This window comes from Streptomyces sp. NPDC005263, assembly GCF_042872365.1.
Taxonomy (GTDB): Bacteria; Actinomycetota; Actinomycetes; order Streptomycetales; family Streptomycetaceae; genus Streptomyces.
On record NZ_JBIAKJ010000002.1, the window covers coordinates 748143 to 773373 of the forward strand.

Annotated in this window: 26 protein-coding genes; 13 read left to right on the forward strand and 13 right to left on the reverse strand. The window is 70.8% G+C overall.

Going from position 1 to position 25231, the window contains the following annotated elements; genetic code table 11:
• Nucleotides 1-249: 249 nt before the first annotated feature.
• Together ACFYRY_RS10615 and ACFYRY_RS10620 are read left to right on the forward strand one after the other, a co-directional pair.
• The gene (locus tag ACFYRY_RS10615) at nt 250-1023 is read left to right on the forward strand and encodes an IclR family transcriptional regulator (protein WP_389142286.1); all 774 of its coding nucleotides are present in this window, start codon (nt 250-252) and stop codon (nt 1021-1023) included.
• On the forward strand, nt 1020-1874 hold the full coding sequence (locus tag ACFYRY_RS10620) for an SMP-30/gluconolactonase/LRE family protein (protein ID WP_389142288.1): 855 nt from the start codon (nt 1020-1022) through the stop codon (nt 1872-1874). The genes ACFYRY_RS10615 and ACFYRY_RS10620 overlap by 4 nt, the downstream gene beginning before the upstream one ends.
• A 70-nt stretch (nt 1875-1944) precedes the next feature.
• Here the strand turns inward: ACFYRY_RS10620 and ACFYRY_RS10625 are convergent, their stop codons facing one another.
• The 4 genes from ACFYRY_RS10625 to ACFYRY_RS10640 form a co-directional block, all read right to left on the reverse strand.
• Nucleotides 1945-3342 carry an NAD(P)/FAD-dependent oxidoreductase gene (locus tag ACFYRY_RS10625; RefSeq protein ID WP_389142290.1) on the reverse strand — a complete coding sequence of 466 codons (1398 nt, stop codon included), beginning with the start codon at nt 3340-3342 and terminating at the stop codon, nt 1945-1947.
• A 14-nt stretch (nt 3343-3356) separates the two neighbouring features.
• On the reverse strand, nt 3357-4535 hold the full coding sequence (locus ACFYRY_RS10630) for an MAB_1171c family putative transporter (protein ID WP_389142292.1): 1179 nt from the start codon (nt 4533-4535) through the stop codon (nt 3357-3359).
• A 64-nt stretch (nt 4536-4599) separates the two neighbouring features.
• On the reverse strand, nt 4600-5811 hold the full coding sequence (locus tag ACFYRY_RS10635; protein ID WP_389142294.1) for an MAB_1171c family putative transporter: 1212 nt from the start codon (nt 5809-5811) through the stop codon (nt 4600-4602).
• Nucleotides 5808-6326, reverse strand: coding sequence for a toxin (locus ACFYRY_RS10640; RefSeq protein ID WP_389143718.1), 519 nt, complete (start codon nt 6324-6326; stop codon nt 5808-5810). Before ACFYRY_RS10640 ends, ACFYRY_RS10635 begins: the two co-directional genes overlap by 4 nt.
• Before the next feature lie 315 nt (nt 6327-6641).
• On the opposite strand from ACFYRY_RS10640, the gene ACFYRY_RS10645 reads away from it, so the two are divergent.
• Nucleotides 6642-8156 (forward strand): alpha-N-arabinofuranosidase, encoded by a 1515-nt coding sequence (locus ACFYRY_RS10645; protein WP_389142296.1) that lies wholly within the window; start codon nt 6642-6644, stop codon nt 8154-8156.
• A 10-nt stretch (nt 8157-8166) separates the two neighbouring features.
• Here the strand turns inward: ACFYRY_RS10645 and ACFYRY_RS10650 are convergent, their stop codons facing one another.
• On the reverse strand, nt 8167-11199 hold the full coding sequence (locus tag ACFYRY_RS10650) for a beta-galactosidase (protein WP_389142298.1): 3033 nt from the start codon (nt 11197-11199) through the stop codon (nt 8167-8169).
• An 86-nt stretch (nt 11200-11285) separates the two neighbouring features.
• Between ACFYRY_RS10650 and ACFYRY_RS10655 the strand changes: the two genes are divergently transcribed.
• From ACFYRY_RS10655 to ACFYRY_RS10670, 4 genes are all read left to right on the forward strand, one after another.
• Nucleotides 11286-11744, forward strand: coding sequence for an RrF2 family transcriptional regulator (locus tag ACFYRY_RS10655; protein ID WP_389142300.1), 459 nt, complete (start codon nt 11286-11288; stop codon nt 11742-11744).
• 154 nt (nt 11745-11898) lie between these two features.
• Entirely contained in the window at nt 11899-12810 is a 912-nt protein-coding gene (locus ACFYRY_RS10660; protein WP_389142302.1) for a sulfite exporter TauE/SafE family protein, read from the forward strand.
• 163 nt (nt 12811-12973) lie between these two features.
• The gene (locus ACFYRY_RS10665) at nt 12974-13624 is read left to right on the forward strand and encodes a DUF4360 domain-containing protein (RefSeq protein ID WP_389142304.1); all 651 of its coding nucleotides are present in this window, start codon (nt 12974-12976) and stop codon (nt 13622-13624) included.
• Between the two features lie 81 nt (nt 13625-13705).
• Nucleotides 13706-14119 carry a hypothetical protein gene (locus ACFYRY_RS10670; RefSeq protein WP_389142306.1) on the forward strand — a complete coding sequence of 138 codons (414 nt, stop codon included), beginning with the start codon at nt 13706-13708 and terminating at the stop codon, nt 14117-14119.
• 35 nt (nt 14120-14154) lie between these two features.
• On the opposite strand, the gene ACFYRY_RS10675 is transcribed toward ACFYRY_RS10670, so the two are convergent.
• Entirely contained in the window at nt 14155-15222 is a 1068-nt protein-coding gene (locus tag ACFYRY_RS10675) for an ArsR/SmtB family transcription factor (protein ID WP_389142308.1), read from the reverse strand.
• Between the two features lie 189 nt (nt 15223-15411).
• Here ACFYRY_RS10675 and ACFYRY_RS10680 point away from each other — a divergent pair, with 189 nt between their 5' ends.
• Both ACFYRY_RS10680 and ACFYRY_RS10685 read left to right on the forward strand, forming a co-directional pair.
• Nucleotides 15412-15771, forward strand: coding sequence for a hypothetical protein (locus tag ACFYRY_RS10680; protein WP_389142310.1), 360 nt, complete (start codon nt 15412-15414; stop codon nt 15769-15771).
• Nucleotides 15772-16062: 291 nt separating this feature from the next.
• Nucleotides 16063-16491 (forward strand): peptidoglycan-binding protein, encoded by a 429-nt coding sequence (locus ACFYRY_RS10685; protein ID WP_389142312.1) that lies wholly within the window; start codon nt 16063-16065, stop codon nt 16489-16491.
• 111 nt (nt 16492-16602) lie between these two features.
• Here the strand turns inward: ACFYRY_RS10685 and ACFYRY_RS10690 are convergent, their stop codons facing one another.
• Nucleotides 16603-16842, reverse strand: coding sequence for a DUF397 domain-containing protein (locus tag ACFYRY_RS10690; RefSeq protein ID WP_389142314.1), 240 nt, complete (start codon nt 16840-16842; stop codon nt 16603-16605).
• Entirely contained in the window at nt 16839-17678 is an 840-nt protein-coding gene (locus ACFYRY_RS10695) for a Scr1 family TA system antitoxin-like transcriptional regulator (protein WP_389142316.1), read from the reverse strand. The genes ACFYRY_RS10690 and ACFYRY_RS10695 overlap by 4 nt, the downstream gene beginning before the upstream one ends.
• Nucleotides 17679-17807: 129 nt before the next feature.
• Here ACFYRY_RS10695 and ACFYRY_RS10700 point away from each other — a divergent pair, with 129 nt between their 5' ends.
• A complete protein-coding gene (locus ACFYRY_RS10700) occupies nt 17808-18302 on the forward strand; it encodes an ATP-binding protein (protein WP_389142318.1) in 495 nt (164 codons plus the stop codon).
• A 50-nt stretch (nt 18303-18352) separates the two neighbouring features.
• Here ACFYRY_RS10700 and ACFYRY_RS10705 read toward each other — a convergent pair whose 3' ends face one another.
• Nucleotides 18353-19147, reverse strand: coding sequence for an intradiol ring-cleavage dioxygenase (locus ACFYRY_RS10705; RefSeq protein ID WP_389142320.1), 795 nt, complete (start codon nt 19145-19147; stop codon nt 18353-18355).
• Between the two features lie 147 nt (nt 19148-19294).
• Between ACFYRY_RS10705 and ACFYRY_RS10710 the strand changes: the two genes are divergently transcribed.
• A complete protein-coding gene (locus ACFYRY_RS10710) occupies nt 19295-19588 on the forward strand; it encodes a hypothetical protein (RefSeq protein ID WP_389142322.1) in 294 nt (97 codons plus the stop codon).
• Between the two features lie 55 nt (nt 19589-19643).
• Here ACFYRY_RS10710 and ACFYRY_RS10715 read toward each other — a convergent pair whose 3' ends face one another.
• A complete protein-coding gene (locus ACFYRY_RS10715; protein ID WP_389142324.1) occupies nt 19644-20012 on the reverse strand; it encodes a VOC family protein in 369 nt (122 codons plus the stop codon).
• Nucleotides 20013-20075: 63 nt separating this feature from the next.
• On the opposite strand from ACFYRY_RS10715, the gene ACFYRY_RS10720 reads away from it, so the two are divergent.
• Nucleotides 20076-20546 carry a MarR family winged helix-turn-helix transcriptional regulator gene (locus ACFYRY_RS10720; protein WP_389142326.1) on the forward strand — a complete coding sequence of 157 codons (471 nt, stop codon included), beginning with the start codon at nt 20076-20078 and terminating at the stop codon, nt 20544-20546.
• A 67-nt stretch (nt 20547-20613) separates the two neighbouring features.
• On the opposite strand, the gene ACFYRY_RS10725 is transcribed toward ACFYRY_RS10720, so the two are convergent.
• On the reverse strand, nt 20614-21210 hold the full coding sequence (locus ACFYRY_RS10725; RefSeq protein WP_389142328.1) for an NADPH-dependent F420 reductase: 597 nt from the start codon (nt 21208-21210) through the stop codon (nt 20614-20616).
• Nucleotides 21211-21266: 56 nt separating this feature from the next.
• Nucleotides 21267-22100: an inositol monophosphatase family protein gene (locus ACFYRY_RS10730; protein ID WP_389142330.1), complete on the reverse strand. Its 834-nt coding sequence runs from the start codon at nt 22098-22100 to the stop codon at nt 21267-21269.
• Nucleotides 22101-22237: 137 nt separating this feature from the next.
• Here ACFYRY_RS10730 and ACFYRY_RS10735 point away from each other — a divergent pair, with 137 nt between their 5' ends.
• Nucleotides 22238-23137: a LysR family transcriptional regulator gene (locus ACFYRY_RS10735; RefSeq protein ID WP_389142332.1), complete on the forward strand. Its 900-nt coding sequence runs from the start codon at nt 22238-22240 to the stop codon at nt 23135-23137.
• A gap of 88 nt (nt 23138-23225) precedes the next feature.
• Here ACFYRY_RS10735 and ACFYRY_RS10740 read toward each other — a convergent pair whose 3' ends face one another.
• Nucleotides 23226-25115, reverse strand: a complete 1890-nt coding sequence (locus ACFYRY_RS10740; RefSeq protein ID WP_389142334.1) for an aminotransferase class I/II-fold pyridoxal phosphate-dependent enzyme — start codon at nt 25113-25115, stop codon at nt 23226-23228.
• Between the last annotated feature and the right edge of the window lie 116 nt (nt 25116-25231).

The window sequence follows — 25231 nt, forward strand, 5'->3', positions numbered from 1 at the left end:
AGGGAATCCCGCTTCATCAACCACTCCACAGCTCGACGCCGGGTGACCATCGAAGATCATCACCACATCTCCACGAGTAAGACCGTGGAGCGGAGAAAAGGTTGTACAGGTGGGGCGGAAGTGAGGCGTCTGCCCATTGCCCGGGTAAAGCTCAATGACTAGCCTGTGTTCGTCATGCCGATCGTCTGTTGAAATCTCGAACAGCCTGGGAGACGACAGACGCCTGAGAAACAAGGGAGGGGGCCGGTCGTGGGACGCCTTGTACCTGCGGTGACCCGGGCTCTCGACATTCTTGAGCTCTTCCTCGACGGAGACGGGACGCTCTCCGCTCCCGACATCGTGCGGCGACTGCAGCTGCCGCGCACCACCGTGCACGAGCTGGTCACCACACTGGCCGCCCGGTCCTACATCGTCCAGGTGCCGGGCCAGCCGGGACGCTACCGCCTCGGGGTGCGCCCGTACCAGCTCGGGAGCCGGTACGCCGAGCAGCTGGACCTCGCCGCCGAGGGCCAGCAGGTCGCCCGCTCGGTCGCCGAGACCTGCGACGAGACCGTGCACGTGGCCATCCTGGAGGGCACCGACGTCATCTACATCGCCAAGGTGGACTCCACGCACGCCGTGCGCATGGTCTCCGCGGCGGGGCGGCGACTGCCCGCCCACTGCACCTCCGTCGGCAAGATGCTGCTGGCCTCCCTCCCCGACCACGAGCTCACCGCGCGCATCCCCGAGGGCACCGACCTGGTCGCGATGACGTCCAACAGCATCACCGACCCGGACGCCCTGCGTGAGGCCCTCGCCGAGATCCGGCAGCGCGGGATCGCCGTGGAGAACCAGGAGTCCAACCCGGACGTCTCCTGCGTGGCCGCGCCGGTGCAGGACCGCACCGGGCGGGTCGTCGCGGCGCTGTCCATCTCGGTGCCGATGATCCGCTGGAGCGAAGCGCGCCGTGGCGAGCTGGAGCAGCTCGCCGCCAAGGGCGCCGCCGAGCTGTCGGAGCGCCTCGGGCACCGGAGGGTGGCATGACATACGCGTACGAGGTGGCCGTCCGCGCGGAAGCCACCCTGGGCGAGGGCCCGACGTGGGACGCGGCGGCCGGCCGGCTGCTCTGGATAGACATCCTGGGGTCCCGGATCAACACCTACGACCCGCTCTCGGGCCGGCGCACGACCCGCACGACCGAGCAGCACGTCGGCGCGGTGAAGCCACGGGCCGACGGCGGTCTGGTCCTCAACCTCCGGGACGGCGTGGGCCTCCTCGACCCCGACGACACCTTCCGCTGGCTGCGCCACGAGCCCGTCCCCGGCCGCCGGGCCAACGACGCCGCCGTCGCCCCGGACGGCTCCCTGTGGGCCGGCACCATGCGCTACGACGAGGCACCCGGCGGCGGCACACTGTCCCGGATCACCGGCGACGGCACCCTCGACGTGGTCCTCGACGACGTGGCGGTCAGCAACGGCACGGGCTGGAGCCCCGACGGCCGCCTGATGTACTACGTCGACTCGCCGACCCGTCGCGTGGACGTCTTCGACTTCGACGTCACGAACGGCCGGATCGGCGAGCGCCGGACCCTGGTCGAGATCGAGGACGGCGCGGGCTTCCCCGACGGCCTCACGGTCGACGCCGACGGCTGCGTGTGGGTGGCCCTGTGGGACGGCGCCGCGGTACGCCGCTACACCCCGGCCGGCGACCTGGACCGCGTGATCGAACTCCCGACCCCCAGGGTCACGGCCTGTGCCTTCGGCGGCCCCGACCTGACCGACCTGTACATCACCACGGCCCGGGTCGGCCTGGACGCACCCCACCCACTGGCGGGCTCCCTCCTGGTGGCCCCGGGCGCGGGCAAGGGGCTGGCACAGCCGGCCTTCGCGGGCTGACCGCCTCGCGCGGGCAGCGACCGCCCGCGCCAGGCGCGTCCCCGCCGGGCGCTCAGAGTGAAAGGGCCCCTCAGACCGCCACCCGCTCCAGCCCCCGCAGAATCTCACGCTCACCGGCGCTCAACGGGGGCTCCCGCAGCGGCGGGAGCAGGGAGCCGTTGAGGACCGCCAGCAGGGTTGCCGGGTGGAGCAACCGGGACGGGCCCGCCGTCAGGCTGGTCACGTCCCACAGTGCGGCGGCCGCCCGGTACGAGCCCGTCGCCGCCCTTGTCAGTCGTCGTGAGTAGCGGGTGACCAGCCGGTCGCCCGCGTTCGGCCGGGGGCCCCGGGTCCGCGGGTACCAGACGTCCTGCCCGACGGCCATCGCCCAGGCCGCGTCCACCGACCGCGCCGCCCCCCGCTGCACCCGCCGCGCCAGCCCGACCGAGCCCAGCCCGGACCGCCGCACCTCGTCCCTGAGGAACCGCGCCCCCAAAGCGGCCACCGCCATCCCCTGCCCGTACGCCGGGTTGAACGTGGCCAGCGCGTCCCCGAGCACCACGAACCCCTCGGGCCAGTGGGGCACCTTCTCCAGATGGCGCCGGACGTTGGACGTGCTGCGGCTGATGTGCACGTCGGTCAGCGGCTCGGCGCCGGAGATGAGCCGCCCGACGATCGGGTGCGGCAGGTCGAGGGTGTACTGGAGGAACCCCTCGGGGTCGGCCGGGGGTTCACCGCCGCGGGTGCCGGCGAGGCTCACCATCCACCGGCCGCCCTCGATGGGCAGCACCATCCCGCTGCGCCCCGGCCGGTTCACGTACGGGTCGGCCTGCACGATCGTCAGCGGGAACCGTTCGGCGCCCTCGGGCACGCGGTAGACCCGGGTGGCGTTGACGAGCCCGGAGTCCACGGTCCGTTCACGGACGTCCCCGACGCCGAGGCGCTCCAGCCAGTGCGTGACCCGTGAGCCGCGGCCACTGGCGTCGACCACGAACTCGGCGTCAAGTTCCGTCTCTCCCCGAGGAGTTGACAGCCGTACGCCGGTGACTCGCCCGCCCTCGCCGGTGAGTTCGCCCACCTGTGCCCGGCGCACCTCGACCTCGGTGTGCTCCAGCACCGCCGTGCGCACCGCCCAGTCCAGCAACGCCCGGCTGCACGCGAGCATATGGGGACCGTCGTGACGCCAGCGCCGCAGCCAGCCCTCCGGGGTGAGCGCCACGACGCCGGAACCGAGGGGGATGTCATGGGCGCCCGCGTCGAGCAGATGCCGGTGCATGCTGACGCCGGGCACCAGGTCCTCCATGGCGGCGAGGCCCCCCGCCATCAACAGGTGGGCGTGCCGGCCCTGCGGGAGTCCCTTGCGGTGGTCGGGGCCGTCGGGCAGGTCGTCGCGGTCCAGGACGACGACTTCGTCCGCGGTACCTGACAGCGCGGCCGCGGCCAGCATGCCGGCCAGGCCGGCACCGATGACGACAGCTCTACGCGTCATGGAACTCCTCGTGTTCAGCCAGGGGTGGCCTTCACCGTACCTTCGCGTACGGCGCTGACGTGGGCCGAACGGGTGAGTGCCTGCGCCAGCTCCACCAGCCCTCCGGTGCCGGCGACCTCCGTGGCGTACAGCCGGTACGCGCTCGGTGTGACCAGCGGCGTCTCCCGGGCGGCGGCGCGGCGGGCGGCGTCGGTCACCATCGCCGCCTCGCCCGCCAGGCGGGCCGCGTGCGGGTCACGTCCCGCGCGCAGGGCGCTGTCCGACGCTCCTTCGCGGATCCGGTCGTCGAAGTAGGGCGCGAGCGCCAGCAGGGCGTCGTGGATCGACACCTCACGCCAGCGCAGCCGGTCCCGGGGCGACTGCCACCAGGCGCTGGGCGGCTTCGGGGCGGTGGAGGCGAACCGCACCCGGCACCAGAGCGGGGCCAGCCTGCGATGGTCCTCGACGCTGTGCCAGTGCGCGAGAGCGGGCGGCAGCAGCCTCGGCAGCACGAACCCGGCGGAGAACAGCAGCGCGGCCAGCGCGGCCATCGGCGGGGCCACCGCGGTGGACAGGACATCGAGGTCGTGACCCGCCCAACGCGCCACGACGGCCGTGTACTTGGCCAGCTGGAAACCCAGCAGGTCCAGCACCGCGCCCGCGAGGATCAGCCACAGTCCGGCCCGCAGCAGCCCGGTGACCTCCTGGCCCCACTTGACGCACACCGTGCACATCGCCAGCATCGCCGCGCTGTGCCCCAGCAGGTAGAGCACGATCATCTCGCGCATGTACGGGGTGTTCGCGTAGTAGGTGTCGAGGTCGTTGAGCCGCTCGACGTGCGCGTCGGACAGCGTGAACAGCGCGACGATGACGACGATCAGCGTGCCGTACGCGGCGACCGCCCGCAGCGACAGACGCCGGATCCGCTCCGGCGAGCCGCCCCGCCAGTTGATCAGCAGGATGAGCAGGGAGCAGCTGTACGCCGAGAGCATGCCGTAGGTGAGCGGGGCGCCGAAGTTGGGGACGCCGGTGACCTCGTTGACGGCGGCCAGGGTCGCCGGGGCGGCGCAGACCAGGACGAGGGCGCCCAGGACGATGGACGCGCAGGTGGACAGGGTCAGCGGGTTCCGTAACGCTGCCGACGGCCTTCGGCGGAACAGGACCGCGCAGGACAGTCCGAAGACCGCTGCCGCCAGATACACGACGAGGCTCATGCCCGGGAACTCCGTTCGGACGGGGTGCGGCGGTGTGGGGGGAGGTGCGCCGCGGGCACCGTGTTCATGCCGTACCAGTGGGGGTCGTACCGGCGCGGACGCGGGCGGCCGCGACGAGCGGGGAGGCGGCCAGCGCGTCGGCGATGTCCGCGAGGGTGCCCGGGGCGGGCGCCCGGTCCTGGCAGCGCTGTGTCGCCGCGGGCGGCAGCAGGGGGCTGTCCCGCTCGCGTTCCTCCACGGCCGCCGCGGCGATGACCGCGGCCCACGCGGTCGCCTCGGCCCGCCGCGGGGCGACGGTCTCCAGGCCCGCGGTGTTCAGGCTCGCGGCCTCCAGGGCCGCGGCCTCCAGGGTCCGCTCGTACAGGTCCGGGTCGAAGAACGCGTCGAGGCTGCCGAGCGCGTTGTGGATGCTGGTCTGCCGCCACACCAGCAGGGTGACGGGGGAGGACCAGCGCGGCCGGGGCAGCCGCAGCGCGCGGCGGGTGAGGAACTCGTCCAGTTCCCGTTCCAGCGGCTCCAGGCGCGCGAAGTCCCGCCGCGCCCGCCGCCACTGGGTGGTCCGGGGTCCGACCAGCGGGATCAGGATGCCCACGACCGTCATCAGGGCGGCCAGCCCGGCTGAGGCCGGCGAGACGGTCGTACTGAGACCCGACCAGTCCCGTCCGGACCAGCGGGCCACCACCGCGGCGAGCTTGGACACGCTGTATCCGGCGTTGCACAGCGATCCGCAGCCCAGTACCACCAGGCCCGCCCGCAGCCAGCCGCGCACCTGGCGGGCCCAGCGCAGCGCGGACACCGAGGTGACGCTGACCGCGGCGAGGTGGCCGACCAGGTACAGCACGATCATCTCGCCGATGTACGGCGTTCTCGCGTAGTAGGTGTCCAGGTCGGTGCGGCGCTCCACCGGAGCGTCACCGAGGGCGAAGGTGACGGCGATGCCGAGCAGCACGAACGCGTACGCCACGATCCAGCGGCGGGTGACGCGGTGCACCCGCGGTCCGCCCCGCCAGTAGACGATCAGTACCTGGGAGGCGGCGCTGTACGCGGTGATCGACGCGTAGGTCAGCGGGGCGGCGAGGTTGGGGATGCCGCTGAGGTGGTTGACGGCGGCGACCGTCGGCTCGGCGCCGAGGAAGAAGCAGACCCCGGCCAGGCCGAGGACGGCACAGATCGCCCGCAGATAGGGGTCGTGCCGGTGGCGCACCAGGTCGGGGGCCTTCACCACGAGTCCGAGCCACAGCGCGCCACAACTGACGTAGTTGATCAGGCCGTTCATCTTCGGGTCCCGCGGTAGTTGAGCGCGGCGCCGATGCGTCCGGCGATGTCCTCGGCGCCCTCGCCCGCTCCGGGGCCGGGATCCGCCGGGGCCTCCAGCCAGGGCCGCAGCCGACCGCCCATCAGCATGCCGAAACGGTCGGCCTCCTGCTCGTCGTCCAGGCTGAAGTCGGTGCGCGCGGCGACGGTCCGGGGCGGGCCCTCGCCGACCGGCGACGGGGCGTGCGCGTCCTGCTGGTGCATGTGCCACACCTCATGACAGAAGATCACGATCTGGTGCCATACGGCGGCCCGCTTGTCGACGACGACGATGTCCTGGGTGTCGGCCTCCAGCCACAGCCCGCTCGCGGTGTGCGGCGGGAAGACCTCCCGGCGCACCACGACCTCACGGCCCCGCCACCGGCTGACGGAGTCGACGAGGGCGTCGAACAGCGCCTCGGGATCGGCGGGTACCGGGGCGCGCATCGGGCCGATGAGGACACCGGCGAGCCGGCGCATCTCCTTCTTCCGGCGCATCGCGTCGAGCTGCCGGGTCATCCGTTCCTTCAGTTACCTCACCTCCGGCACGGCGGTCGCGATCCAGAAGGAGTCGGTGTACGTGTCGAGGGCGAGGGCGTGTGTCACCGCGCCTCTCCTCCTCCCCCTTCTCGCTGCGAGTCGGCCGCTCGGCGGCGTTCCGAGGTTAGCGGCCCTGAACTGTCCGCGTCATGCGGGTGGCTCCCAAACCATTGACGCGCACGCGCGTCGAATCTACGGTTCCGTTCGAAGTCGCGGGCGTTATTCGACATGTCGAACAGTCCCTGCGACGAGACAGACCCCCGAGAGGACCCCATGAGCACCACCGCCCGTTTCACCCTCGATCCCGCCTTCACCGTCGGCGAGGTGAACCCCCGGCTCTTCGGGTCCTTCGTGGAACATCTCGGGCGCTGTGTCTACACCGGCATCTTCGAGCCGGGCCACCCCCGCGCCGACGAGGACGGCATCCGTACGGACGTCCTGGACCTGGTCCGCGAACTCGGCGTGACGGCCATCCGCTACCCCGGCGGCAACTTCGTCTCCGGCTACAAGTGGGAGGACTCGGTCGGCCCTGCCGAGGACCGCCCCCGCCGCCTCGACCTGGCCTGGCGCTCCACGGAGACCAACCGCTTCGGCCTCTCCGAGTACATCGGCTTCCTCCGCAAGGTCGGCCCCCAGTCGGAGCCCATGATGGCGGTGAACCTCGGCACCCGCGGCGTCGCCGAGGCCCTCGAACTCCAGGAGTACGCCAACCACCCCGCCGGGACGGCCCTCTCCGACCTCCGTGCCGCGCACGGCGACAAGGACCCCTTCGGGATCCGGCTCTGGTGCCTGGGCAACGAGATGGACGGCCCCTGGCAGACCGGCCACAAGACGGCCCAGGAGTACGGCCGCCTCGCCGCCGAGACGGCCCGGGCGATGCGTCAGATGGACCCGGGGGTGGAGCTCGTCGTCTGCGGCTCCTCCAGCCAGTCCATGCCCACGTTCGCCGAGTGGGAGGCAACGGTCCTGAAGGAGACGTACGACCTGGTCGACCACATCTCCCTGCACGCCTACTACCAGCCCGAGGACGGCGACGTCGACTCGTTCCTGGCCTCCGCCGTCGACATGGAGTCCTTCATCGAGAACGTGGTCGCCACCGCCGACCACGTGGGCGCGAGGCTCAAGTCCAAGAAGAAGATCAACCTCTCCTTCGACGAGTGGAACGTCTGGTACATCTCGGAGTGGCACGAGATCGAGAACTCCGGCGCGCGGGACTGGGCGGAGGCCCCCCGACTCCTGGAGAACAACTACAGCGTCCTGGACGCCGTCGTCTTCGGCTCGCTCCTCATCGCCCTGCTCCGGCACGCGGACCGGGTCACCGTCGCCTGCCTCGCCCAACTGGTCAACGTCATCGCCCCGATCATGACCGAGCCGGGCGGCCCGGCCTGGCGCCAGACCACCTTCTTCCCGTTCGCCCAGGCCGCGAAGCACGGCCGCGGCCAGGTCCTCGACGTCCGCGTCGACTCCCCGACCTACGACACGAAGAAGTACGGCGAGGCCGACCTGCTGCACGCCACCGCCGTCCGCGCCGACGACGGCACGGTCACCGTCTTCGCCGTCAACCGCGGCCGCACCGAGGCCCTCCCGCTGGAGGTCGCCCTGGCCGGCTTCGACCTGACCTCGGTCGTCGAGCACAGCGTCCTCGCCGACGCCGACCCGGACGCCCGCAACACTCTCGACGACCCCGAGCGGGTCGCCCCGCACACGGTCGAGGGCACCACCCTGACGGACGGCACCCTGACCGCCGTCCTGGAGCCGCTGTCCTGGAACGTGATCCGGCTCGCGTAGACGCCCTGGATCAGCGGCCGGGGGAGGCCACCGGTGTCACCGGCACCCCTCCGGCCGCCGCGCCCAGCAGCGTCAGCCGTACGTCCTTCGGGCCCGACTCCGTGGTGCCGTCGGACAGGACGGCCAGGGCCAGGGTGTTGGAGCCGCGGGTGCGCAGGATCCCGTTCGGGAGGACGAAGGTGTGCTGCGGGCCCACGTCGTTGACGTACTGGCCCAGGTTCCAGCCGTTGAGGAAGATCTGCGCGCGGTAGGCGCGGGCCGGGTCGTCGTTCAGGACCAGACCGATCGACGCGTCGGTCCCCGGGGCGACGGACAGCCGGAAGGCGGTCCGGTACCAGGTGACCCCCTGGCGGCGGTCGGCGCGCGGCAGCTTCGCCTCCTCCCAGTCCGCGTCCTTGAACCCCGGCAGGTGCCAGCCCTCCCGTTCGCCGTACAGGCCGCCGTTGTTCAGCGGCCCGCGCACCGGATCGGGTGCCGCCTCGCCCTGCACCCGCCACCTCACCTTCGGCGACGCGCCCTCGAAGGTGACCTCGGTCAGTCCGCGGGCCACCTTGTGGGTGTCGAGGGACTTGCCGTCCTGGTCGTGCTGCATCCGCCGGACCAGGACCGACAGGACACGCGCGGTGCCCGACTCGGCCGACCGCTCGCCCAGCTTCTCGCGCAGCGCCTCCGGCACCCGGAACGTGGCCGTGGCCGCCCAACTTCCCTGCCGTGCCGTGCTGTCGTCCGGCACCGGCATCCGGTGCGTGCCCAGCGGCTCCCCGTCCAGCCAGGCCATCAGCACGCCCTGGGTGCCCGTGCTGTAGGCGAGGGAGACGGACTCGACGGCGTCCGCGGCGGCGGTGAAGTGCCCCCGGTACCAGACGTCCCCGTAGTGGAAGCCGTAGTCGTCGGCGAACAGCACCGGCTGCCCGTCGGGCACGGGCGTGACGCTGTGCGAGGCCGTCCGGTCCGCGACCGTCCACGCCGAGTCGTCGAAGTCCGGCGCCGACTCCGGGTTCTCGACCCGGCGCCGCCAGCCGCCGTCCAGAGCGGGCAGCGAGACTCGTCCCACTCCCGGCAGCGGACGCAGGGCCAGCAGGCTTTGGGTGCCGCTGAGCCGGGTCGGCACCGGGTCCCCGTTCCAGGTGACCTGGGTGATCCCGCGCGGACCCCACACCTCCAGGCCGGTCGCCGCGACCGTGTCGCCGGTCAGCTCGACCCGGTCCCCGCGCAGCGCCACATCACGCACCAGCGCCGGGCCGTACACCAGCACCGAACCCGAGGGGGTGTCACGCGGGAACAGCCGCAGGGAGGTCGCGTCGTCCACGAAGAGCAGCAGCAGCGACCGGTCGTTCCCGCCGCCCTCGACCTTCACCCGGGTCAGCCCACCGGCGCCGAGCGGCGCGGTCACCCGCAGCAGACCACGGTCGTACACCCAGGCCGGATCGGGGTCCAGCCGGGTCGTCGTCGGCTCCTCGGGGCAGTCGAGGACGACCTGCCCCATCTCGCCGCGCGGGCCCGCGAACACGGCGATGTCCTGCCGCCCCGCGGTCACGCAGAACATCGGCTGCACGGTGGAGTACCGCAGCTTCCACTGCCCGAGGGACATGTTGGTCGCCAGCATCCGGGCGTCCTGGGCCGGGACCGAGACCGGCACGTCGAAGTCGGTGTCCGGCAGGGTCGTGGTGACCCGTTCGGAGCTGTCGTTGCGCAGGACGTACACCTGGGCGCCGGTGTCCGGGTTGGTCAGGTGGTACGCCTTGAGCCGCTCGTCCGCGGGTTTCACGTCCGCCGCCCGCTTCAGCCTGGCGAAGTCCGGCTGGCGCGCGAGCAGATGGCCGATCTGATGCATCGGGGCGAGCTTGGCGGTGGCGTTGCGCCCCTCGTCGAAGGCCGCCCCGTAGTCGTACGAGGTGTAGACGACCGGCGCGGGCAGCCAGCCCCAGGAGGTGCCGCCGAAGGTCATGTAGACGTTGTGCAGGGTGATGCCGTTGGCGAGATTGGTCAGGTAGAAGCGCCGCTCGTAGGCCGCGTCCCGGGTGCGCCGGACCTCGGCATACCCCTTGCCCTGGAAGGTGGATCCGCCCCACGGGTCGAACCAGCCCCCGCCGAACTCCGGCACGAACCCGGGCGTCCGCGGGCTCGCCGTCGCCCCGCCTCGGCGGCCACCGGCCCCGAAGTGCCCCAGGTCCGGCGGCACCTGCTCGGGCGAGGGGTACGCGTCGAAGCCGTACAGCCAGCGCCGCTTCTCGCCCCCGGTGTCGAAGGAGCCGGGGGTCCAGTAGCCGTTCGGGCCCTGGGCGTCGTGGCCCTGGGCGTTGTGGCCCTTGTCGTTGTGGAACAGCGGTACGTCGATGCCGTCGGCCCGCACCTTCTTGTACAGGTGGGACATGTAGTCACGGCCGGCCGGCTCGGTGACGTACGCGTCGTACTCGTTCTCGATCTGGTAGAGCAGCACGCTGCCCCTGCCCCGGGTGAACTGGTGCCGCGCGGCGATCCTGTTCACCTGGCCGAGCCATTCGTCGGCGTGCCGCAGATAGACCGGGTCGGAGGTGCGGGCCCGGCCCTCGGTAACCGTCAGCCAGCCGGGGAAGCCGCCGCCGTCGACCTCCGCGTTGATGTACGGGCCCGGACGCAGGATCACGTACAGGCCGGTCTCCGCGGCCGTCCGCAGGAACAGGTCGAGGTCGCGCACGCCCGTGAAGTCGTAGCTGCCGGGCGCGGGGGAGTGGTAGTTCCAGGAGACGTAGACGCTGACCGCGTTGTAGCCGTGCGCGCGCATCTTCTGCAGCACGTCCCGCCACAACGACGGGCTCGGCAGCCGGAACGGATGCATCTCGCCCGACCACAGGACCAGCCGACGGCCGTCCACGATCAGCGAGTACCGGTCGAAGCCGACCGTGTGCCGAACCCCGTCGGCGGCGGGCGGGCCCGGCGCGGGCCCGGTGGGCACCCTGCTGGAGGCGGCGATGCTGTTCGGGGTCCCCTCGCTGCCGCCCAGCGTGAAGCCGAGCGCCGCCGTGCCGGCGAGGACGCTGAAAGTTCTTCTGCTGAGCCCCAAGGGAGCGCCTCCTGTTGTGCCTGTATTCGTCCGCGACCCGTGGGCGCTGGGCCATTCTGCACGGGCGGACCCCGCACAATTGTCTTATGAGGATCTCTGCGCGGGCGGACTACGCGGTACGGGCGGTGCTGGAGCTCGCCGTACGGCAGGACGACGGACCGGTGAAGGCGGAGGCCATCGCCGCCGTCCAGGACATCCCGCACAAGTTCCTGGAGGGCATTCTCGGTGATCTGCGCCGCGCGGGTGTGGTCGACAGCCGACGCGGCGGGGGCGGCGGTTACCGGCTGGCCCGTGAGGCCGCCGAGATCACGGTCGCGGACGTGATCCGGGCGGTCGACGGACCCATCGTCTCGGTGCGCGGCGAACGCCCCACCGGCCTGGAGTACACCGGATCGGCCGAGCCCCTGCTGCCGTTGTGGATCGCGCTGCGCGCCAATGTGCGCCGCATCCTGGAGGGCGTCACGCTCGCCGACCTCGCCGCGGACGCGCTGCCCGAGCCGGTGCAGCGACTGGCGGCGGAACCGGCCGCCTGGGAGAACCCCTGAACGCGGCCTGAGAACACCCCCCGGACCCCCGCCTGGCCCGTACTCGGATCGACCCCCTAGGGTCGTGTCCCGTTCATCCCTACCGGACTGGTAGGAAATCCAGGGGGCCCAGGGGTCCGAGGACCCGAGGGGGCCCAGGAAGACGGGACCGACCTTGCGCACGCTCATCCTGCTCGCACTCGCGGGCCTCGGCGCCCAACTCGTGGACGGCAGCCTCGGCATGGCGTACGGCGTCACCTCCACCACACTGCTGCTGGCCATGGGCACCAATCCGGCCGCCGCCTCGGCCACCGTCCACCTCGCCGAGATCGGCACCACACTGATGTCGGGCGCCTCGCACTGGCGCTTCGGCAACGTCGACTGGAAGGTCGTCGCGAAGATCGGCGTGCCGGGGGCCGTCGGCTCCTTCCTCGGCGCGACGGTCCTGTCGAAGCTGTCCACCGAGGTCGCCGAGCCGGCCATGTCCCTGATCCTGCTCGGCCTCGGTCTGTACGTCATGTCCCGCTTCACCCTGCGCGGCCTGCCCGAGGACCGGCTGGGCAAACCGTTGCACAAGCGGTTCCTCACCCCGCTCGGTCTGGTCGCCGGGTTCCTCGACGCGACCGGCGGAGGCGGCTGGGGCCCGGTCGGCACGCCCGCGCTGCTGGCCAGCGGCCGGATGGAGCCCCGCAAGGTGATCGGCTCCATCGACACCAGCGAGTTCATGGTCGCCGTCGCCGCGAGCCTCGGCTTCCTCCTCTCCCTCGGCTCGCAGGGCCTGAAGTGGAGCTGGGTGCTCGCCTTCCTCCTCGGCGGACTGATCGCCGCGCCTGTCGCCGCCTGGCTGGTCCGCATGGTCCCGCCACGCGTGCTGGGTTCTGCGGTCGGCGGCGTGATCATCGTGACCAACGTTCGTACGCTGCTGCGGAGCGACTGGATCGCCGCGTCGGGCACGCTCAGCACGGTCGTGTACGTCGTCCTGTACGCGGTGTGGGCCGCCGCCCTCGCGTACTCGGTCCGGGCCCACCTGCGGGAGCGGGCGGCGCGGCCGGTCTCCACCGGGGAGCGGCAGCCGGTGCGGGTGTGAGGTCGCCGCAACAGAGTGAAATCAGCGTATGTGAATGGCTTGAGTTCGCCCTGACTGCTTCGTGTGGCTCTCCCTACGATGCGATCGCCCTCGACCTTCACAGGAACCTCATCGATCCTTCACAGGCCGTGGGCGTAGCCACCCCCCAACCCGAGGAGAGACCATGGCTGGTGGACTTCTGCTGAGCGGCGCGATAGCCGCTCTGCTCACCACCGCACTGCCCGCGCAGGGATCGTCCGGCGGGTTCGAGGACCCGCCCCCGGACAAGATCATCATCAAGGTCGCCACGGTGAACGGCTCCGGCTGTCCGCAGGGCACGGCCGCGGTCGCCGTCTCCGAGGACAACACCGCCTTCACCGTGACCTACAGCGACTACCTCGCCCAGGCGGGCGGCAACTCCGACCCCACCGCGTTCCGCAAGAACTGCCAGCTCAGCCTGGTCGTCCACGTCCCGGGCGGCTTCACGTACGCCATCGCCAGCGCCGACTACCGCGGCTTCGCCTCGCTGCAGCGCGGAGCGTCCGGCAACCAGAAAGCCTCGTACTACTTCCAGGGCTCGTCGGACACGGTGTCCAAGAACCACCCCTTCACCGGCCCCCGCGACGACAACTGGCAGGCCACCGACACCACCGACTGGCCCCAACTCGTCTACGCACCCTGTGGAGTCCAGCGCAACTTCAACATCAACACCGAGCTTCGCGTGAGTGCCGGCACGCAGTCGCCCGGCAAGGTCAGCTTCATGACGATGGACTCGACGGACGGCGACATCAGCACGGTGTACCACCTGGCGTGGAAGGAGTGCCCGAAGAAGTAGGGCACCCGCCAGACCCGCTTCGGTGGGGGCCTGAGTACGCGTACTCAGGCCCCCACTCCTGCCCTGTGCCACGGTGAGTGCATGGCGAAGACCAGGAGCTTCCGCGGGGTGAAGGGCACGATCGTGTCGGCACTGGGGGCCGTCGTCTGCTACTGGACCTGGACCTACCTGCTGGACTGGTCGGACGGCGTGCGTCAGGCCGGCGGCGACTCCGTCGGCGCGGGTTTCCTGGAAGCCTTGCTGGCCCGCCTCGTCGGTCTGCTGGCGCTGCCGGTTCTGCTGTGGGTGGGCATGCGGTTGCTGAGGGAGCGCGGCAACCATCTGCTCCTCGCGGCCGGTCATGCGGCGGCGTGGCTCATCGGTGGCTACCTAGTTGAACAGGGCGGCGTCAGCGACACGGTCACGACCCTGTGCCTGGCCCTGTTCGCGGGACTCGGCGGGCTGTTGTCCCTCGTGGAGGTGGAGCCGGCCGGGCTACCGGACCTGCAGGGCTAGGGCGTGTTGCGAGCTCTGTGGGCCTGCGGTGGCCTTCAGGCGTGCAGCGTGAGGAGGTTGAGCCCGGTGCTGGTGGGCGTGTGCACCGCGCTGTTGCGATGCCGCTGAGTGGTGACCAGTCCGGCCTGTCGTAGAACGGTGGCGTGTTGGCTGACGCCGGAGGCGCCGATGCCCAGAACCCCGGCGAGTTCGGCCGTGTTGCATCCGGGATGGGTGGCGATGGCATGGAGGACTGCGGCGCGGGTCCGGCCCAGCAGCGCGGTCAGAGCTGCGGGTGCGCCGTCGGCCGTGGACTCGGTGGAGAAGGGGGTCAGGGGGGTGAGGGCCGCACCGGAGTTGGCGGGGTAGGTCAGGAAGGGCTGGGGCTCGGCATCGGGGTCGATGACCGGTGACTCCGACCCGAACAGTGAAGGCACCAGCAGCAGCCCCCGGCCCTCCAGCCGCAGGTCGCCTTGCATGCCGGAAGCCATGGCGACTTCCAGCGTCGGCGGTGTCCACCGGATGCGCGGCGGGTGCAACCCGGTCAGCAGGCGCTCGACGCCACCGTGGAGCAGCTCGCGTATCCGGACGGCACGGTCGGCGGCAAGGCTGGTCACCACGTGGGGCCAGTACGGCGCCATGACCGTCGTGTGGAGGAGACGCATGCTGTCGGCCAGCTGCTGCAGCACGAGTGGGTCATCGTCCAGCCGCCGGGCCCAGGACGGCAGCGGCTGGTGTTCCGCGAGGGCTGCCAGGGTCTGACGGATCTCTTTCGGAGAGGTCGAGCGGATCTGTTCCAGCAGATCCTGTGGGTTGCCCGGTTGCACGCGGGCCAGGAAGTCCGGCGTCCATCCGCGCAACGGGATCAGATCGAGAGCCAGGCGCGATGCCGGCGGTAACCGGGAAAAGGACCGCCGTCGCCATACGTCGTAGCGGACCGGCTGATTCCGGTCCTGCAGAACCCGTACCGCATTGGCCAGTTCCAGCATCGGCCTCGGCGATTCGGCCACCCGGGTCCGGGCCAGATCCTCGGCGGTGAAATGGATCCGGTAGACCACTGCTTCCCCCATGCTCCAGCCATGCCTGGCGATCGCCAGTGATTGTCCCAACAGACCGTGATTCAAGCCAGGTTGAAACACCTCGGCCTTTCCTGCCTGAGTGGGACAGGCTCAGCAGGCAGGCAACAAGGCCCTTTGAACCCATCGAGCATCACGTCGACGCATCCTCCCCGGTTCACTCGCGGGGAGCCGCTCAGGGGGACGGGTGGTGCAGTCCGCTCCGCCGTCCCCTCACAACCGGAAGGGATCCACACGATGAACAAAGTACGTCAGCGCATCGCCCTCGCCGCCGCTGTCGCGGCCCTCGGCGGGGGTCTCTCCGTGGCCCCGGCCGCCGCAGCACCCTCGGGCGCGCTCGGGCTCGATAGCTGGGTTCGAAGCTGCGGCACTCGCTACTCAGCGATCACCACGAACGCCAGCGCGAAGACGATCAAGGAAAACAACGGTTCCTGCGCGGGAGACGCCTGGGTAAGGGCCAAGAAGAAGGGTGGCGCGTGGAGCGCCTGGCAACACAGCTCCACGCAGGTGGTGATAAACCTGGGCCCCGACAAGGTCGAGCGGGCTGAGCACAAGGGCTGCGCCGACTGCGAGGTGCACACCACCCTGCCCGACTGAGACTGCGACTCGGCCCCGCAACCGATGCCCCAAACTCTGATTGCTGAGGCATCGCCGACACCACAATCGGTTCAATGACCCTGGGCGCGCCAGGGCGGTCCCGTGGTGCCCGGACCGCGACGACCGCCTCGTGCTTTTGGCACTCGTTCACGCCGTGCTGCCTTCAGCGGCGGCTGTGCATTCTATTTCACTGGAGAGATAAAGTCATCCGGTGATACGTCAATAGGGTGAATCCGTACGCCGCTCGGCGTAGAGATGCGAGCCGCTGCGAACAGGATTAGCGTTGAAGTCATGACTACAACACAGACACGAGACGCCATTTACTACGTCGTAAAGGACGACAATCTCTCCGAGATTGCCGAGCTCTTCAGGACTACGGTCGCGAAGCTCAAGCAACTGAACAACCTTCACGGCGACATCATTCAGCCCGGGCAGCGGCTCATCATCTCCCATTCAGGAGACGGCACCGTGCCGTTCCCCGGAAAGAGGTGGTTCCATCGCAACCCGGACAACCCGGTCGTCCTCGCGATGGCTCGTCGCCTGGTGCAGGAAGGATGCGGCACCTATCATTCGCCGGAGCCGGACACGAAGTGGTCGCCGGCGGACAAGGCCTCGTACAAGAAGTTCCAGGAAAAGCATGGGTTTAGTGGCCCCGACGCGGACGGTTTCCCGGGGCCGAAGACCTGGAAGATGCTGAAGGTTCCCACGCCTCCCGCCTGACCGCGACGGCGTGAATTCGCCGACAAGAAGGAATGCCCCGCGCGAGCAGTTTCGCTGCCGTCGCGCGGGGCTCCCCGCATGAATCGGCCGGCGGTCGCATCCAGTTTGGGATCACCGCACCAGCGATACGAATTCCGTCCAGGCCGTGGGGGAGAGGGTGAGTCGCGGGCCCTGGGTGTTCTTGGAGTCGCGCACGTGGATGGTGGCGGGGGTGCGGGCTACCTCGACGCAGTCGCCGTCGCCGCTGCTGCTGTAGCTGGATTTTTGCCAGGCGACGGCTACCTCGACGCAGTCACCGGAAGCGCTGCTGCTGTAGCTCGACTTGAACCATGCCAGTTCGCTGGTGCTCATAATGCTCCTCGCATCCGCTGCAACAGGCTCATGGAGTCCCGGATGGTGAGTGCCTGCGAACGCATCCTGGCATACCGGCTTTGAAGGACGCTGACTACTTTCGAGTCAGAGATCAGCTGGCCGCACTCCTGCCCCTCGTTGTAGGCGAACCACCTGTTCCCGGGAGTCTCCAGCAGATGGATGGTGCCCTGTAGCCCGGCGTGCGACTCCTGCAGCAAGGGCATGACCTGCATCTCAACGTTCCGCAGCTCGGTGACCTCCAGTACGTGGTCGATGAGTTCGCGTGTGACCGCAACTCCGCCTGTACGCCGTAGGAACAGGTGCTCTTCGAGGATGAAGCTGAACGCCGTGTTTGGCCGCTCCCGCAGCAGCCGCTGTCGCTCCGCTCGCGCAGCCCACCGTTCCTCGATCTGTGCGTCGTCGAGCGGCGGCAGCTGGTCGGCGGCCAACGCCCGCGCGTACGCCTCCGTCTGAAGCAGCCCAGGAATCATCCGGCACTCGTACGTGTGCAAGGCGATCGCCACCGCCTCCAGCCTTGCCCACTGCCGAAACCAAGCCGCCAACCCCGGCTGCCGAGCCAGATGCCCCGCCGCCTTCCGTAACGCGCCCGTGTTCCCGAGGGCCTCCTCCGCGCGGTCCACGAATGCCGGGTCCGGCATGCGGCGGCCCAACTCCACTGACGCCACCGTGTGTTTGGAGAACCGGACCAGGTCCGCGAACTCCCCCCGGCTCAACCCCGCGTGCTCGCGCAACGCCTGGACGACCGCCCCGAACGTCCGCAGACTGTCGGACGACTCCGGCTCGCTCCCGACCGTACCCACCGCTCCATCGACCACCCCGGTCACCTCCCGCACACATGGTCACGGGCAGTCACCGGTACTGTCCAGTCCGTGACCGCGTACGCTCGCGCGGCGTACACGGCTCCGACCTGGTGAAGTCGGCCTCAGGCCGGTCAGATTGGGGGTGTGACATCACCTCCGACCCGCCAAGGTCCGGTTACCGTACGTACGTTCGCGCAGCGTCTCAGCTCCACCCCGCGCGGCGCCCGCCTGGCCCGGTACCTCGCCCTGAACCAACTCCACGCCTGGGGCATCCCGCACGGCAGCGACCCCTCCGACGCTGTCGCGCTGATCGTCGCCGAGCTGGCCGCGAACGCGGTGACCCACGGGCGCGTGCCGGGCCGGGACTTCGAGCTGAGGCTGGCGCTGGTCGTCGGCAGGGTGCGCGTCGAGGTGACCGACACCCGCCCGCAGCCACGCCCCCCGGCCCCGGCCGACGTACGGCACCGGCCGCCCTCTCCGCTCGCCGAAGCGGGACGCGGCCTGCTGCTCGTCGACGCGCTCGCCGACCGGTGGGAGGTGATCGACCGGAAGCCGCCGCCCGGCAAGACGGTACGGGCCGAGGTCGACCTGCCGGGATGGCTGACGCTGGTGCGGGGCGCGGAGGACGCCCCCGGATGACCGTACGTCCGGACGTACGGTCACCCAGGGCCGTCAGGACCGGGATCGCGTCAGCTCCGCTCCACGCCCAGCGTCAGCGTGCCGGTGTAGCCGGCGGACGGGGAGCTGCCCAGGGCGGTCAGGGTGAGGAGGCCGGACGCGGCGCCTCCGTCGTCGTAGATGGAATCCTGGGCGAGGGTGGTGCGGGTGACCTTGTTGGTCGAGTACGGCGACAGCGCGCCGACCTTGGCCGTGACCGTCTCGTTGAAGAAGAGCTGCCCGGTGTGCAGCTCCTGGCCGCCGGTGAACGAGCCGTCCGCGGTGAGCGTGACGTTCGTGTGCACCTTGACGTGGATGTGCACACAGCGGCCCCGGTACCAGCCGGGGTAGACGCTGGTGATGCTCGCGACGCCGCTGGAGTTCGTGAGCACGCCGCCGCGCAGGAAGGTGCCGTTGTCGGGCTCGTCGTGGCCGTTGTTGCCGACGAAGCCGGAGTACTCGCCGAGCGCGTCGCAGTGCCAGATCTCCACGAGCGCGTTGCTCAGCGGCACGCAGGTGTCGTCGTCGACGACGGTGAGGTTCAGCTTGAGCGGGAAACCTGTCTTGCCTTCGCTGATGTCGCTGCGGACGAGCTGTCCGTCGAGGTAGTAGGGGCCTTCGGTCATCTCCTTCGTGAGGGTGCAGACCGCCGCGGCGGCCACGGGCGCGGCGTCCGAGGCGGGGGCGGTGGGGGCCGCCGGGGCTTCCGGGACGGCGGCGACGGCCAGGGTGGCCGCGGTGGCGCCCGTGGCGATGAGGACGGTGCGGCGCCCGATCGGGTGGGACGCCCGCGCTTCTGACGTGTCGTTCGTGGGGGTGTCTGTCATGAACACGGCACCGTAGAAGGTGATGCTGTAGATCGGCTGTCAGTTGGGCAAAGTGACGGGCCGTCAAGTTGGTTGTCGGACACCGTGCCGCCGGGTCGGGGTACCGTGATGTGATAAAAGGGTCAAAAAGGGAGAAAGGGAGCGCGCATGGGGCTGACCGTGCGGGTCGAGAAGCGCATCGCCCAGGACTTTCCGGGGCGGGACGGCCGGGTGGTGGGGGAACTCCTCGCCGAGCTGGTGAACCACCTGACCGAGCGGGGTGACCGGGAGGACAAGGAACGCATCGCCGCCGCCACCCTGCTGTGTGGCCGGGGGCGGGTGGACCGCCTCCTCGACGCCGTCCAGCTGGCCAAGGAGGACTGGCGGGACGTCCTGGTCGGGGCGGGCCTGGCGGACCCGGGCTGGCGCGAGCAACTGGAAGCGGACTTCGGCCCCGGCTGACGCCCCGTCGGTGCTCTGTCGGCGGCCCGGGTGATCCTCGGCGGTGTTCGGCTGGTCAGGTGCGGTCGTGGAGAGTGACGTGGTAGCCGTCGGGGTCGGCGAAGGTGAATGTCCGCCCGAAGGGGCCGTCGATCGGCGCGGAGACGATGGTGTGACCGTCGGCGACGAGAGCGTCGTGGATGGCCTGGACGTCGGTGGCGTGGAGCCAGATCGCGGCACCGATGCCGGGCTGGGCGACGGATGCGAGATCGGTGCCGGGTATGACGTCGCGGAGCGCGAACGCGATCGGCTTCGTCTCGAAGACGACGGCGTGCGGAGGTCCGGCCGGCGAGCGGACGAGGCCGAGGTACTGCTCGTAGAACGCCTGCGAGGTGTCGAGGTCGCGCGCCTGGAGCGAGATGAAGTCGGGGCCGGTGGCGGGCATGATGATGCTCCTTCTTTGCGTGTCAGGATACTGACACGGGCCACCGTATGTCAGACTTCTGACATGAGTCAAAAGGGTGTCGGCGTCGACCTGGACACATCACTGGGCTACCTGCTGAAGGAGGCTTCGAGCGCCCTGCGGGTAGCCATGGAGGAGGTGCTGCGGCCACTCGGGATGAACGTGACGCACTACTCCTGCCTCGAGCTGCTGGCCCAACGGCCGGGCTTGTCGAACTCCGAGCTCGCGCGGGGCGCGTTCGTGACCCGGCAGACGATGAACGTGCTGCTCCAGGCCCTGGAACGGGACGGCTACGTGACCAGGCCCGCGGAGGCGCCCGTCGGGAAGGCTCTTCCCGCGCGGCTCACACCCCGCGGCCGACGGAGCCTGGAGAAGGCGACCGTGGCGGTCCGGTCCGTCGAGGTCAGAATGCTGGCCGGAATGACCGAGCCCGAGCAGTCGGGCGCGTTCCGGATCCTGCGGAGCATGATTCATTCCCTGCGCGACGGCGACGGCGACGGCGACGGCGACGCATAGCCCGTTCCGCGGCGCACCTCTCGCCGCATGGCCAGGACCGGGCTCGACCTCCCACCGCGTCAGGCTCTCAGCGGGCGATCGAGACGGCGAAGGGCGTGAATCCGCTGGACCGGATCACGTGGGGTACGAACAGGATCGCGGCCTCGGTGGCCCGCGCGGTCTCGATCCCGCCGAGGTCCATGAGCCACTCCTGCTGCCAGCCGAGGTCGGCGAGAAGCCCGCGTACGACCTGCTTGGCATCCGGGTCCTGGCCGGAGAGGAAGGCGGTCGGGGGCTCGGTGAGCGTGGCGGGCGCGGTCATCACCGTGTAGAGCATCGTGTTGAGCGTCTTGACGACGCGCGTGTCGGGGAGCGCTTCTTGAAGGTGCTCCGCGAGGCTCGAGCCGGGGTGGAGCAGCTCGGCCGGCAGTCCGTCCGGTCCGTCGACGGTGGCGTTGGAGACGTCCACGAGGATCTTGCCCTCGAGTTCCTCGCGCAGCGCGCTGAGCCGTTCCAGCGAACCGGCGCCCGGGGTGGCGTTGATGACGATCCGTGCTGTCCGGGCGGCGTCGGCGGCGGAGCCTGGTGAGCGGTCCGCCACGGTCACCTCGTGCCCGGCCCGGGTGAGAGCCAGGGCGAGGCTGCCGCCGACGCGGCCGTTTCCGAGAACTGCGATCACGGTCATGCTGATGTGGTCCTTCCGGTGCTTGTGGTTCGGGGGGGGGAGAGGGGGAGGGGGAGTCAGCGGGAGAGCGTGGTGACGGCGTCGGCGTGCACGCCGGGCGCGGCGGCCAGGAAGCTCTCGCTCTCCGGGGTCCAGGGGCGGCCCTCGGCGTCGGATATCCGCCCGCCGGCCTCGGCGACGAGCAGCGCCCCGGGCAGCAGGTCGGCGCGGGCCCCGGCGAACTGCCAGAAGGCGTCGATCCGTCCGGCGGCCACGTTCAGCAGGTGCAGGGTGGCGGGCACGGATGTCCGCACCACGAGCGCGTCGAAGAGCATTTCGGTGATCGAGGAGCCGATGCGCCGCACCACCTTCTCGTCCTCGTCCGGCCTGGCCTGGCTGGTGGCCACGAGGCTCAGGCCGAGGTCCGTGGTCGGGGACACGTGCAGCGGGCGGCCGTCGAGGTGGGCGCCGGCGCCGGCGAGCGCGGTGTAGGTCTCACCGGTCAACGGCAGGTGAACCGCGGTGAGCACCGGCTGGTTGTCGCGCACGAGAGTGGCGGTCACCGCCCACTCCGGCAGGGCGTGCAGGTGGTTGACATTGCCCTCGGCCGGATCCAGGACCCACCATTCGCCGGCGGGCAGGGCCCCGCCCGCGAGCTCGTCCTCCACCACGCGGGCGTCCGGGCGCAGGCGGGCGAGGCGGGGGCGCAGGACGTCGAGGGCCGCGTCGTCGTTGGCGGCGAGCGCGCGCATCAGCTCTTCGCGGGTGTCGTAGCGGACCACGTCGCCGAAGCGCTCCCGCAGCACCGAACCCGCCTCGCGCACGGCGATCGCGGTCTGCGCGAGCAGGTCGGCGTCGGACGCGGGGTCGGCGGTTGCGGCAATTCCGGTGGTCTGAATCGACTCGGGCATGGCGGTGCTCCCATCTGAGCAGGGGGGTTGTGAGGCGGGCCAGGCGAGAACCGTGTTGCTTCCGTGCCCGCATCTCGAAGGTATGAGGGCCCGTCATTAACTGCAAGTGCATGTAAAGCACGGCTAGGATGACTCTCATGCAACTGGATTTGAACCTGCTCGCCGCGCTCGACGCGCTCCTGGAGGAAGGCAGCGTGGCCGGAGCCGCCGAGCGCCTGCACGTCACCGCCCCCGCGATGAGTCGAAGCCTCGGCCGGATCCGGCGCACGACGGGGGATCAGATCCTGGTGCGTACCGGGCGCACGATGACCCCGACGCCGTACGCGATCGCCGTCCGGGAACAGGTGCACGAGCTGTTGCAGCAGGTCCAGGGCGTGCTGGCGCCGAGCCGCGCACTCGACCTGACGACGCTCGAACGCACCTTCACACTCCGCTGGCACGACTCACTCGTCGCCCTCAGTGGCCCCGCCCTTCTCGCGGCCGTGCGCGAGCAGGCGCCGGGCGTGCGGCTGCGCTTCATCGCGGAATCGAGCATCGACACCCCCGAGCTGCGCCGCGGCGAGGTCGACCTGGAGGCGAACGCCAACCGCCCGACCGCACCCGACCTCCGCGCCGATCGGGTGGCCGAGACCCAGCACGTCATCGTCGTGCGGCGGGGGCACCCGCTCACCCGGGTCAAGGCGGTCACCGCCGCGCGGTACGCCGAGGCAGAGCACATCACCGTCTCGCGGCGCGGCAGGCTCGGCAACGCCCTCGACGACGCTCTCGAACGGCTCGGCCTCACCCGACGGGTGGTGGCGACCGTGCCCACCGACGGGGCCGCGTTCGAGTTCGTGCGCGGCTCCGACCTTCTCGTCACAGCCCCTGAATCGACGACGCGTTCAGCGGCCACGGCCCTCGGTCTGACTCTGCTCCCACTGCCGCTCGAAGTGCCGCCCGCCGCGGTGTACCTGTCATGGCATCAGCGCTACGACACCGACCCCGCGCACGTCTGGCTACGTGATCTGGCGCGGACCGCGTTGGGCGCCCCGTCGTAGCCCACACCTTTGAAGATCGCCTGCCACTCGGTTGTTCACCAACCCGGGCAGGCACACGTCCCGGCGCGGACGCCGGGACGTCCGCGTCTCAGCCGGCCTGGCCCATCCCCGCCGCGTTCGGCCAGCTCTGGGCGTTGGGCCAGCCGGTCGCCGGGGCCGTGGTGAGGTCCGGTACGGGAGCCGGGCTGGTCATGCCGCGGACCTGGGCGGCGGTGAGGCCACCGCGGGCCGGGACGCCGGGCGGGGTCGGGCCGGGCGTGGGGGCGGCCATCGGGCCGCCTGACATCGGGCCCGACATGGGGCTCGCGGCCGGGGTCATCGGGCCCGACATGGGGCCGGTCATCGGGGCGGCGGCGGCCGCCGCCGGTACCGGCCGCGGCATCTGGCTGGGGACCGGTACCTGAGGCGGCGTCGGCATCTGAGGCGGCGCCATCTGAGGCGGCGTCGGCATCTGGCTGGGTATCGGCGCCGGAGCCGGCGTGGGTATCTGACCGGCCAACTGGTTGGGCATCTGGGTGGGCATCTGATTGGGCATCTGGCTGGGGACCGGCGCGGCCGGGGCGGGCGCCTGCGCCGGGATGCCGAGCTGCTGTGGGGCTGCCTGGGCCACCGCAGGCATCGGCATCCCGGCACCGCCGGTCTGACCCGGCCGGCCCGGCTGGCCGGCCTGTGCCGCCGCGGGCATCGGCATGCCGCCGCCGACGGGCGAGGCGGGTGCGAGCCCCTGCGCGCCGACGGACATGGCCTGAGCGGCAAGGCCCTGCATGCCGTGCCCGTTGGTGGCACCGACCAACCGGTCCACTGCCGCCGTACCCGAGCTGTAGCTGGTCCCTGTCGCCAGCTCGGGCACGGCGGCTCCCCTCCTGGTCCCGTAGAGCACCTGTTCCAGGCCGGACACCAGGCGACGCACGTCCACCTGGGGGCGCACCACGAGCCGCAGGAAGCGGCTGGAGGAGCCGATCTTGTTGCCGCACTCGCGGACGAGGATCCGGTGCTCGGTGAGCATCCGGTCCCGGACCACGGTGCCCTCGGCGCCGACCGGCAGACGCACGAAGAGGAAGTTGCCCTGCGACGGATAGACCGTCAGCCCGGGCAGGGACGACAGCTGTCCGGCCATGTCCAGCCGGTCACGGCGCACCTGCTGGAGGCTCTGCGCGTACTCGGCGCCGTGCTCCTTCAGGATGAACACCACATGCTCGGCGAAGGAGTTGAGGTTCCACTTGGGCAGCATCGAGCGGATTCGGCCCGCGAGCGCCGGGTTGGCGACCAGATAGCCGAACCGTATGCCGTGCAGACCGAAGTTCTTGCCGAGGCTGCGCAGCACCACCACGTTGGGCCGCAGCATGGCCTCGTGGACGACGCTCGGCTCGACCTCGGCGTCCGCGAACTCCAGGAACGACTCGTCGATGACGACCAGGTCCAGGTCGGCCATCGCGTCCATGAACTGCACGAGCGCGTGCTTGTGCAGGAAGCCGCCGTCGGGGTTGTTCGGGTTGCAGATCACGGCGACCCGGGTGCCGCGCGCGCGGATGAACTCGGCGTACTGCGCGAGGTCCAGGGCGAAACCGCTGGACTCCTGGAGCGGGAACATGTCGACCCGCTTGCCGGTCTCCATCGGCTGGTCGGTCCAGCGGCCGAAGGTGGGCACCGGGACGGCCAGCGACTCGCGCACCAGGAGATGGTCGATCCAGGTGATCAGCTCGGTCGAGCCGTTGCCCATCGCCACGCACTGCGGCGGGAGCTGGAGCAGACTGCACAGCTCGGCCGTGATGGTGTCGGCGCTGCTCGGGTAGTACGTGATGATCTCCCGCAGCCGCGCCGCCATCTCGTCGAACATGGCCGGGGTGGGGAAGTACGGGTTGCAGGGAATGCAGAAGTCGACCGGGCCGGTGCCCTCGCCGCCCTCCCTCGTCAACGCCGCCATCGACGGGCTGTGCGCCGCGGTGCTGCGGAACAGCGAGGTGACGTTGTCAGCCAAGGAGAGCCTCCGTATGGGGCGGGCCCGGCGGGGACGACCGGGCCCGTCGTCATTGGGTGGCCCGCGCGGGGGAGCACGGGCCGCCCTTACATACGGAGGCAGAGGTGACACCGTTC

Excerpts from the sequence above, each read along its gene's own strand:
- ACFYRY_RS10645 (WP_389142296.1), top strand. The coding sequence starts at position 6,642 with ATGAGCACCACCGCCCGTTTCACCCTCGATCCCGCCTTCACCGTCGGC.
- ACFYRY_RS10665 (WP_389142304.1), top strand. The coding sequence starts at position 12,974 with ATGGCTGGTGGACTTCTGCTGAGCGGCGCGATAGCCGCTCTGCTCACC.
- ACFYRY_RS10620 (WP_389142288.1), top strand. The coding sequence starts at position 1,020 with ATGACATACGCGTACGAGGTGGCCGTCCGCGCGGAAGCCACCCTGGGC.
- ACFYRY_RS10730 (WP_389142330.1), bottom strand. The coding sequence starts at position 22,100 with ATGCCCGAGTCGATTCAGACCACCGGAATTGCCGCAACCGCCGACCCC.
- ACFYRY_RS10625 (WP_389142290.1), bottom strand. The coding sequence starts at position 3,342 with ATGACGCGTAGAGCTGTCGTCATCGGTGCCGGCCTGGCCGGCATGCTG.
- ACFYRY_RS10690 (WP_389142314.1), bottom strand. The coding sequence starts at position 16,842 with ATGAGCACCAGCGAACTGGCATGGTTCAAGTCGAGCTACAGCAGCAGC.
- ACFYRY_RS10640 (WP_389143718.1), bottom strand. The coding sequence starts at position 6,326 with ATGCGCCGGAAGAAGGAGATGCGCCGGCTCGCCGGTGTCCTCATCGGC.
- ACFYRY_RS10720 (WP_389142326.1), top strand. The coding sequence starts at position 20,076 with ATGAGTCAAAAGGGTGTCGGCGTCGACCTGGACACATCACTGGGCTAC.
- ACFYRY_RS10685 (WP_389142312.1), top strand. The coding sequence starts at position 16,063 with ATGACTACAACACAGACACGAGACGCCATTTACTACGTCGTAAAGGAC.
- ACFYRY_RS10680 (WP_389142310.1), top strand. The coding sequence starts at position 15,412 with ATGAACAAAGTACGTCAGCGCATCGCCCTCGCCGCCGCTGTCGCGGCC.
- ACFYRY_RS10705 (WP_389142320.1), bottom strand. The coding sequence starts at position 19,147 with ATGACAGACACCCCCACGAACGACACGTCAGAAGCGCGGGCGTCCCAC.
- ACFYRY_RS10655 (WP_389142300.1), top strand. The coding sequence starts at position 11,286 with ATGAGGATCTCTGCGCGGGCGGACTACGCGGTACGGGCGGTGCTGGAG.
- ACFYRY_RS10635 (WP_389142294.1), bottom strand. The coding sequence starts at position 5,811 with ATGAACGGCCTGATCAACTACGTCAGTTGTGGCGCGCTGTGGCTCGGA.
- ACFYRY_RS10725 (WP_389142328.1), bottom strand. The coding sequence starts at position 21,210 with ATGACCGTGATCGCAGTTCTCGGAAACGGCCGCGTCGGCGGCAGCCTC.
- ACFYRY_RS10670 (WP_389142306.1), top strand. The coding sequence starts at position 13,706 with ATGGCGAAGACCAGGAGCTTCCGCGGGGTGAAGGGCACGATCGTGTCG.
- ACFYRY_RS10630 (WP_389142292.1), bottom strand. The coding sequence starts at position 4,535 with ATGAGCCTCGTCGTGTATCTGGCGGCAGCGGTCTTCGGACTGTCCTGC.
- ACFYRY_RS10715 (WP_389142324.1), bottom strand. The coding sequence starts at position 20,012 with ATGCCCGCCACCGGCCCCGACTTCATCTCGCTCCAGGCGCGCGACCTC.
- ACFYRY_RS10735 (WP_389142332.1), top strand. The coding sequence starts at position 22,238 with ATGCAACTGGATTTGAACCTGCTCGCCGCGCTCGACGCGCTCCTGGAG.
- ACFYRY_RS10710 (WP_389142322.1), top strand. The coding sequence starts at position 19,295 with ATGGGGCTGACCGTGCGGGTCGAGAAGCGCATCGCCCAGGACTTTCCG.